Genomic DNA, 625 nt, shown 5'->3' with positions numbered 1-625 from the left:
TCGGCGCGGGCGTGCAGCCGGTCTTCCAGGGCGCGGATCGAGCGTGGCGTGAAGCCGCGCTGCACGATCTGCCGTACCCGCGTATGTTCCGGGGGATCCATGTTGAGCAGGATCAGCCGCTGCACATCGATGGCGTCGCGCGAGATGTGCTCGTTGAAGCGGATGACGGCGGTGTTGAGGAAGGAGGAGAACAGCTCCGGGTGGGTGGAGACGTGCTTGACGTCCGCGTGCCGGGTCACGGCCCAGTAGCCGGTGTCGGCGAATCCGGCGATGCCGTGCGGTTGCGGTATCCAGCGGACCGGCTCGGTGCGGCGCAGCTCGGCGAACTCCGGCAGGGGCACACGGTGGTGCAGCAGGTCGGGGTCGGTGAAGTCGAACCCGTCGGGCAGCGCGGGGCAGGGCATCGGCGGCTCCAGCCATCCATTCTGCAGACATCCGGCGAGACGTCCGAAGAGACATCTGACGAACCATCAGCTGATGTCCCCGAACGTAATAACGGGTTCTAGAAGTGGCAAGGGGCGAGGTCCGGCCAATCCGTGCGGAATTCGTGCAGATCACGACTTCGGCGGCTGCACACCCCTTGCGGTGACGTACGACACGTCCCCAGACTGCACCACAGAACTAG

The 625-nt window shown here is 65.8% G+C and carries 1 pseudogene; it reads right to left on the bottom strand.

Features of this window, described 5'->3' with window-relative positions:
- Positions 1-404, bottom strand: a pseudogene (locus CCN72_RS29195) (steroid C27-monooxygenase); the annotation flags it as partial.
- Positions 405-625: the final 221 nt, after the last annotated feature.

The sequence above is a fragment of the Streptomyces murinus genome, assembly GCF_002154555.1.
Taxonomy (GTDB): domain Bacteria; phylum Actinomycetota; class Actinomycetes; order Streptomycetales; family Streptomycetaceae; genus Streptomyces; species Streptomyces murinus.
Note: the sequence above shows the minus strand (reverse complement) of the source record. Positions and strands in the feature narration are given on the sequence as shown.